General features: G+C 65.5%; 3 protein-coding genes. 1 reads left to right on the forward strand and 2 read right to left on the reverse strand.

All coding sequences use genetic code 11. The annotated features are described in order from the left end of the window. Positions 1-64: 64 nt before the first annotated feature. Positions 65-6,871 (reverse strand): non-ribosomal peptide synthetase, encoded by a 6,807-nt coding sequence (locus KV110_RS23030; RefSeq protein ID WP_218469358.1) that lies wholly within the window; start codon positions 6,869-6,871, stop codon positions 65-67. 623 nt (positions 6,872-7,494) lie between these two features. On the opposite strand from KV110_RS23030, the gene KV110_RS23035 reads away from it, so the two are divergent. Then, a complete protein-coding gene (locus tag KV110_RS23035; protein ID WP_218469359.1) occupies positions 7,495-7,890 on the forward strand; it encodes a hypothetical protein in 396 nt (131 codons plus the stop codon). Between the two features lie 33 nt (positions 7,891-7,923). On the opposite strand, the gene KV110_RS23040 is transcribed toward KV110_RS23035, so the two are convergent. Continuing rightward, positions 7,924-8,649 carry a DUF899 domain-containing protein gene (locus KV110_RS23040; RefSeq protein WP_218469360.1) on the reverse strand — a complete coding sequence of 242 codons (726 nt, stop codon included), beginning with the start codon at positions 8,647-8,649 and terminating at the stop codon, positions 7,924-7,926. Positions 8,650-8,854 lie beyond the last annotated feature (205 nt).

Genomic DNA, 8,854 nt, shown 5'->3' on the forward strand with positions numbered 1-8,854 from the left:
CGCACAGCCCGGAGACGAGCCTTCTCAGTGCGCACCACCACTACCCCCGGATGCTCGTCGATCGCTATTCGCGGGAAGTCCCGATCGGCGTGGGCAGGAATCCTGATTCCATGAAGGCACCGATGTAGGTGTCGAGCACGTTCTCATCGATCGGTGGACAGGAGATCGCGCTCTCGGCGAGCGCCCGTCGCGTGTTGGTGCTGTCCAGCACGACGTCGGCCGCGCCGCCTGTGTAGTTGCTGCCGAGCAGGGCCGCACGAACCAAGGAGTCGTCACCTGCCAGGTAGCGCGTGTGGGCTTCGTCGGCGAGCCGCTGTTGGACCTTGTCGAGTGACTCGGTCTCGATAGCTAGACCGTGTTTACGTAGGCAGTCGAAGATGTCGCGGATCGCTACCGGTTCGTCGTTCACCAAGTGGTATTCGATACCGGCCGCGGGACCGATGGAAATCTCCACAATGGCGCGGGCCACGTAATTCACCGGAACGAGCGAGATCGTCGCGGCCCCGACCTCGGGTGCGACACCGAGGATCACCGCCGCGCGGATCATGTTCCAGAACGAGTCGTCGGCACTGTTGATACCGAGCCGAAGGTCGCCGGAAACCAGCCCGGGCCGGTAGATCCGGACGGGTACACCGCGCTCGCCCGCGTGCCGGACCAGTTGCTCGGCGGCCCATTTGCTCGCCACGTACCCCTGCGCGGGCAACTCGTCCGCAGTGATTCGGGTGGTCTCGCGGACCACGGCGCCGGGGCGCACGGTGGCGATCACGGTGTTGGCGGTGGAGACGAAATGTACGGGCTTGATCCGCCGAGTTGTCGCGAGCCGCAACACTTCCCGGGTCCCCCCGACATTGGCGGCCCGTAACCGGGAATACGGCTCGAGGTGATTGACCTTGGCGCCGTTGTGGTAGATCGCGTCGATGCGATCGGCGAGCCACGCATGGGCGACGGCGGACAGCCCGAACGACGGTGCGGCGAGATCGCCTGGCACGGCGACGATCCGGGCCTCCAGCGCGTCGTCCCACAGCTGGTAGCGCCGCAAGGCACGGTGGATCCGGTCGCGGCCCTGACGGCCGTTGTCGGCACGGACCAGACACCAGACGAGGGCGTCGGTGCGATCGAGCAGTTCCCGCAGCAGGTATGCCCCCACGAAACCGGTCGCTCCGGTCAACAGCACGTCGCGCGCGGGTCCCTGGCGGCTCGGTGCGCGGCCCGCGGTCGAGATCTCCGGTCCGAGTACGGCATCGGCGGCGATCACGGCCGGGTCGTGCACCGGCGCGTCCTGACCGGCTATGCGAGCGGCGAGGCCGCGCACGGTGGCGGCGCTGAACAGCGTCGACACCGGAAGATCGACGCCGAGTCGGGTCGACAGCGCGTGTTGCAGGGTAAGAGTGAGCAATGAAGTGCCGCCCCGCGCGAAGAAGTCGTCGTCGGCACCGACCTGCTCGACACCGAGCACCTGCGCGAACACCTCCGCAATGGCCTCCTCGGTCGGTGTGGACGGCGGACGGAAGGCCGCGGCTTCGAACCTCGGGTCCGGCAACGCCTTCCGGTCCAGCTTGCCGACCGGGGTCAGCGGAAGCTCGTCGAGCACCACGATCGCGGCGGGCACCATGTGCCGTGGCAGTCTGCGCGCGGCGAACCCCGTCAGACGATCCGCGTCGAGCTGCCGTCCGGGTACCCCACGCACATAGGACACCAGAACTGTTTCCCTCGAAGCGGTTTCGCGACCGACCGTGACTGCGAAGTCGACGTCTTCGTGGCCACCGAGCACCGCGTCGATTTCGCCGAGTTCGATACGGAAGCCACGGACCTTCACCTGGAAGTCCGACCGCCCGACGTACTTCAGGTCCCAGCGCGGTTGGGAAACAGCGTCGGCCGACTGTTCTGGCGGCACACACCGGCGCACCATGTCACCGGTCCGGAACATTCGCGCTCCCGGCTCGCCCCACGGATTGGCGAGGAACCGATCTGCCGTGAGCCCGGCCCGCTCGTGGTAGCCGCGGGCCAATGCCGCTCCGGCCAAATACAATTCGCCGGTGACACCGGGCGGCACCGGATTCAGCCGGGAATCCAGGACCACTGCGGACACACCGGGAACCGGTGTGCCGATGGTGATGTCACGTCCAGCGGTTTGCGCACCGAAGGTCGCGGCGATGGTGGCTTCGGTCGGTCCGTAGGCGTTGATGTAGCGGCGGCCCGGCTGCCACTTCGCCACCAGCTCCGGTGTCGTGATGTCACCGCCGACCAACCAAGTCCCGATCGGCACACCGGTCGGATCGATGGTGCTGAGCACCGCGGGGGTGACGCTGCCGTGCGTCACCCGCTCGTCGCGTAGCACCGCCGCCAGCTCGGGCCCGCCGATCACGGTCGGCGGCACGATGATCAAGGTAGCGCCGACCGACAACGCGCACAGCCATTCCAATGCCGCCGGGTCGAAACTCGGCGAAATCGAGTGCAGCAGTCGATGTTGCGGCTCGAGGTTCAGAACACCCACCGCATGCTCGATCAATCCGGCCAATCCGGCATGGGTGACCGTGACGCCCTTCGGCACGCCCGTCGAACCGGAGGTGTAGATCAGATACGCCGGATTGTGCGGGCGCAGTGGCGCAATACGGTCGGCGTCGGTGATCGGCAGCGCCGACCGCTGCGCGCACAGCGCCGCCATGGCCGGATGGTCGACCACCAGCCAGGTGAGTTCGCCGGGCAGGTGGGCCACGTATTCGGCCGTAGTCAAGCCGATCACCGCCGCTGAATCGGTCACCATATGCCGCACCCGATCCACCGGATACGTCGGATCGACGGGCACGTACGCACCACCGGCCCTGGCGACCGCCAGCACCGCTGACAACATTTCGTAGGAGCGCGGGAAGGACAGTGCAACAAGGGTTTCCGGCCCTACCCCGCGATCGATCAGCACGCGCGCCAGCTGTGCCGAATGATCGTCGAGTTCACCGTAGGTGATCGTTCGGCCGTGGTCGCGCACCGCGACCCGGTCACGCCCCCACCGCACACCACGCAGCAGCAGCTCCGGCATCAGCGCACCGGCCGTTGCCTCCACGGGACGAACCTCGGTGAGTGCGGCGTACTCGTCTTCGGCAAGCAGCGGAAGATCGCCCACCGGCGATTGCGGCCGGGCGACGATCTCTGCCAGCAACCGCGTGAACCGGTCCGTCATCGCCCGGATCGTGGCTTCGTCGAACACGTCTCGCGCAAAAGACACCTGCGCGGCCAATCCCGCGCCTGTCTCCCGGATAACCAGCGACAGATCGAACTTCTCGACGCGGGTCTCGAAATCGACTGCGGCGACGTGTAATCCGGGCAGCTCGAAGGTGGCTTCCGGCAGATTTTGGAACACCAACCCGACTTGGAACAGTGGATTTCGTGCCGTGGACCGATCCGGATTCAGCAGCTCGACCAGCCGCTCGAACGGAATATCGGCATGCGCGAACGCGTCCAGATCGACGTCTCTGACCCGTTCGAGCAATTCCCCGAAATTCTCCTGCCCGCGGACCTTGGTGCGCAGCACCAGGGTGTTGACGAACATACCGATCACCGCATCGAGTTCGGGCTCGCCGCGCCCGGCCACCGCGGTGCCGACGACGATGTCGTCGGTGCCCGACCAGCGGGCCAGAAATACGGCGAACGCGGTATGCAGCACCATGAACAATGTCGCATTCCGCGCACGGGCCAGCTCGCACAGACCGCGATATACCTCGCCGTCGATCGAGAACAGCACCTGCCCACCTTCGAGCGACCGGGTGGCCGGTCGGGGCCGGTCGAAAGGCAGAGCGAGCTCATCGGGCAAGCCGGACAGCGTGGTGCGCCAGTAGTCGACCTGCCTGGAGATCAGGCTGTCCGGATCCGTCTCGGAACCCAGCACCTCCCGCTGCCAACGGCTGAAATCGGCGTACTGCACCACTAGCGGAACCCAATCCGGCTCCGCACCAACCGATCTAGCCGCGTAGGCCACCATCACATCGCGGGTCAACGGCCCCATCGACCACCCGTCACTACAGATGTGGTGCGCAACGAACACCAGCACATGCTCGGTGACCACGCCGGTGTAGACGTGGAACAGACTGGCCCGCAACGGAACCTCGAATGCGACATCGAAGCCGGTGGTGGCTACCTCGGCAATCCGCGGCAGCACGGCAGCAGCGTCGACCGGCTCCGGCGTGAGGTCGATGACCGCTTGCTCGGCGGGCAGGATCGACTGATAGGGAACACCATTGTGCTGCGGGTAGAACGTCCGCAGCGTCTCGTGTCGCGCTATCACATCCCAAATGGCTTGTCGCAGTGCCGCTACGTTCAGAACGCCGGTCAGCCGCACCGCGACGGGAATGTTGTAGGCCGCCGAATCCCGATCGAACTGGTTGAGGAACCACATTCGCTGCTGTGCCATCGACAGTGGAATTCGTTCCGGCCGAGGCTCGGCCACCAATGCTCGCCGCCCCGTCGCACCCAGGTGCCGTCCGACCTCGGCGGCCAGCGCGACCACTGTCGGCGCGGTGAACAGCAGCCGCGCGGGCACCCGTGCGTCCAATTCGGCGCCGAGCCGGGCCGCGACCTGGGTAGCCAACAGCGAGTTGCCGCCGAGTGCGAAGAAGTTGTCGTCCAAGCCGGTTCGGTCGACACCGAGCACGGCAGCGAACACGTCGGCGACCGTCTTCTCGATGGGATGTTCCGGCGCACGGAATACCGCGGTTTCGACTATCGGTGCGGGTAAAGCCTTGCGGTTCAACTTGCCGTGCGCGGTCAGCGGTAGCGCATCCATGACGACAACTGCCGACGGAACCATGTAGTCGGGCAACCTACTCGCCAGCTCGGTACGCACCTCCGCTACGTCTGAACGCCCGACTATATACGCGACGATCCGCTGGTCACCCGGAGTGTCCTCGCGGACGTCAACGGCGACTTGGCGGACCGATTCCAGGGCGAGTAAGGCGGTCTCGATCTCGCCGAGCTCGATGCGGAATCCGCGCACCTTCACTTGATCGTCGGCACGTCCCAGGTATCCGAGGTTGCCGTCGGAGTTCCACACGGCCAGGTCGCCGGAGCGGTACAGGCGGGATCCGTCGGCGGCGAAGGGGTTGGCCACGAACCGTCCCGCCGTCAATCCCGCGTGGCCGAGGTAGCCACGAGCCAATTGCGCACCCCCGATATAGATCTCGCCCGGCACCCCCGCCGGGACCGGACGCAACCGGTTGTCCAACACCAAGATCCGTAAACCGGTTAGCGCAGAACCGATTACGCTGCGCTCGGTTGCCACGACCCGGTGACAGGTTACGTGGACGGTCGTTTCGGTGATGCCGTACATGTTCACCAGGTGCGCTGCCGAGTCCCCGTGGCGGGCGCGCCAGTCGTCGAGTCGGCGAAATTCGAGTGCCTCACCGCCGAACACGATGTACCGCAACGACAACGGGACGACATCCGCGCTCGCCGACGCTATCCGGTCCGCTTCGGCCAGCTGATAGAACGCCGAGGGAGTTTGGCTGAGCACGGTTACCCGCTCGGTACGCAGCAACTCCAGGAACTGGTCGGCGGCTCGCGACGTGTCGTGGTCGACGACGACCAACGTGCCGCCGTGTAGCAGTGCACCCCAGAGTTCCCACACCGAGAAGTCGAACGCGTACGAATGGAACATCGTCCACACATCACGGTGATCGAAGCCGAACTGCGGCCGAGTGTTCGCGAACAACGCCACGACATTGTGGTGCGGGATCTGCACCCCCTTGGGACGCCCCGTCGAACCGGATGTGTAGATCACATAGGCGAGGTTCGCGGGGCGCAGCGGCGCCGATCGGTCCTCATCGCCGACCGGCGAGCCGTCCATACCGGAGAGGTCGGTGCCGGTCGCCAAGATCGAGGGGGCTGCGGTCGGCAGGGTGATGCCCGGTCCCGTCACCACACACACCGGCTCGGCGTCGGCGAGCAAGTAGGCGATCCGGTCCGCCGGATACGCCGGGTCGACCGGCAGATACGCACCGCCCGCCTGCATCGTCGCAAGCAATGCGATTATCAGGTCCAGCGATCGGGGCAGTGCCACCGCCACCAGCTTCTCCGGGCCGACACCCATCGCTATCAGCTTGCGCGCCAACCTGTTCGCTCGAATGTCCAGTTCGCGATAGGTCAATGTTTCAGCGCCGAATTTGACCGCGATCGCGTCCGGGTATGCCGCCACTGCGCGGCCGAACAACTCGGCCAGTGTCTTTCCGGGATGAGTGGAGCGGGTGAACACTGTGGCGAAGAAGTCGGTGAGCGGTTTCGGCAGGTGGGGCCGGTCCGGTCGCAGACCGATCGCGGCCAACTCTGCTTGTGTCACACTCACGGCGTCGACCGAGTGTGCGGCGGCGGCGGTCACATAGGCGATGTCGTCCTCCCGGATCGGACGCAAGCGATCCGCGTACGTCACCGGCTCGCCGGACAATTGGGCGAGTTCGCGTCGCACGCCGGGATCATCGATTCGCAGCCACTCGATCGAATCACGCAGCGTCCGAAGTGTATTCGGTTCGAAGCCGGGCCATGACGCCGCGACAGTGAGGCCGAAGACCGGTTTCACTTCGGACAGCAGGCGCTCAGCCTGCCGCGCGGGTGCATTCGCGTCGATCACGACGAACCCCGCACCGGTCTTCGCCACCGCCCACATCGCCGACACCGCCTCGATCGACGACTCGATGACCACCGCGACAAGAGCCCCCGCACCGATGTTGCGCCCGATCAGGAACCGCGCCAACCGCGACGACAGCTCGTCGAGCTCGCGATAGCTGAGCGAAGCCCCGCCGAACGCTACAGCCGTACCGTCGGGATCGGCCTCCGCTGCCACCGCCAGCAACCGCGGCAAGGTGGTCACCCCGGACCGTCGCGTACGCACTGGGCGCGTCCGTCCCGTATCCCGTACCGACCCAGTCTCAACGGACGCCATAGCCCTCACATCGCTCTCCCCTGCACATCGATTACGTCCGCAGATCGCTCACCGCCCGCCAGCACTATTGGTCAACTGACCAGTTTGTGACACATCGGCTTTCCCGAGTCCGCGACCGCACCGTCGCCACCCGCCGGATTCTTATCACGAACCGGACGGCTGGACTCCGCACCGAGCCTTCCATCTGAAAGTAGCTAAGCGATAGCTATTTGTCGACTCCGTCGCGAACCCGCTACCCGAGAGGGTTCACATGTCCGCGCCTCCTCGACATCGGCATAGGACTGCCGCCTGACGGGCACACAGGATCATGCCGAGATTAACGGCAGACGTCCCCTTGGCGAACACATTGTGCCCGCCCACATTGCTTCGGATTTGCTACTTTACCCAACACGCGACACCTCCGCGACTCAACGCCCATTGCCCGCCGGGATGGTTGCGAATTCCTGAGACGCTTTCGGTTTACGCCACCCGGCACGCCGGGTAAGGCAAGATGGACATGCGGTGCGTGAGCGCCGTGGTGTTTTCTGATTGTTTCCGCGATCTACTTCCGCTACTCAGGAGGACGAAGATCTATGGTGACTATTCGGAACTACCGACATGCTGCCCTCATTGTGACCGTCTTCGGTGCGATGGGATTCGCCGTTGTCTCGGCCGCTGCTCCCACTCTCGCCGCCAATACCATCGACGCCACCGCTATCGGTCCCGCCAACGTGGCGATCGACTACAGCTGTGAGGCCTCGGCCGGGGTGGCCGCTATCCGGGTGATGGTGGGCGAACCCGATGCGGAGAGTCCGTCGGCCACCGGCACGCAGAACGAGATCACCTGCGACGGGACCAACCAGTCCACCGTGGTCATGCTCGACGGAGAGCCGGTGTCGGCGGGGCAGCGAGTGCAGGTGCGAGTCGCGTTGGTCGATCGCGAGGAGACCGTGATCGCCGGGCAAGCCAAGGCGGTCTCGCTGGGGTAGCGCCCGCGTTGACACCCAGGCGAGGACGGCTGGTCAGGGTGTCTCGTTGTCGTATTCGTCGCGCAGTCGAACCCATTCTTCACCGGACTCGTTGCGTCCCTTGGGAGCACGATCAAGCCACTGGTACATGCCCCAGAGGACGTCTCCGCCGCGGGCGTACGACGAATAGGTGTGATACACGACGTCGTCCTGCACAGCGAAGGCGCTGGTGCCGGGCAAGTCGTTGGGGAGGCTTTCCGGGTCGGCCGGCGGGAGCGCGCGGAAATTGTACACCGCTCCGTCCGCCAATTGCTGGTCGGTGAAGGAGACGCCGAAGTCGAAATTGAAGTCGCTACCCAGGGAGGACACCAACGGAAAGCTCCAACCCATCCGTTTCTTGAAGGCCGTCAATTCCGCGATCGGCGACCGCGACACGGCGATCATGGCGACGTCGTGGTTCTCGAGATGGACGACAAAGCCGTTGAACCCGTCCGCCATCGAAGCGCAACTAGGACAACTCGGAAACATGAAGTGGTACACGAGCAACTGCGACCGGCCGCGGAACAGGTCGCGAAGCGACGCCGTGCCCTCACCCGTCTCGAAGCGGTAGTCCTTGTCGACCCGCACCCACGGCAGCGCCTGCCGCTGCCGTGCCAGCTCGTCACTGCGGCGAGTGAGTTCCTTCTCGGCTTCCAACAACTCCAGTCGCGCGGTCAGCCACTCCTCCCGCGTACCAATCCGATGCCGGGACACCTCGCCGCCCCACGGATCATCCGTCATCTGCCGCACCCGCCCTTCAAGTGCCGAACGGCTTTCGTAGCTTTCAGCTCGACTTCTCGAACGATACGCCCACGGTGATCGTCCGCACCACCGCCGACGCGCGCCTGATCCGGCCGTTACCGCGATCGGCTCACGATGGCGGGCTCGGCAGCGACATCACTTTCGCGGCACACCCGTAGCCAGGAGGAGCGTGTGCCCAAAGTGC

This window comes from Nocardia iowensis (genome assembly GCF_019222765.1).
GTDB classification, from domain to species: Bacteria; Actinomycetota; Actinomycetes; order Mycobacteriales; family Mycobacteriaceae; genus Nocardia; species Nocardia iowensis.

Coding starts and splice junctions, on each gene's coding strand:
- KV110_RS23035 (WP_218469359.1), top strand. CDS start 7,495: ATGGTGACTATTCGGAACTACCGACATGCTGCCCTCATTGTGACCGTC.
- KV110_RS23040 (WP_218469360.1), bottom strand. CDS start 8,649: ATGACGGATGATCCGTGGGGCGGCGAGGTGTCCCGGCATCGGATTGGT.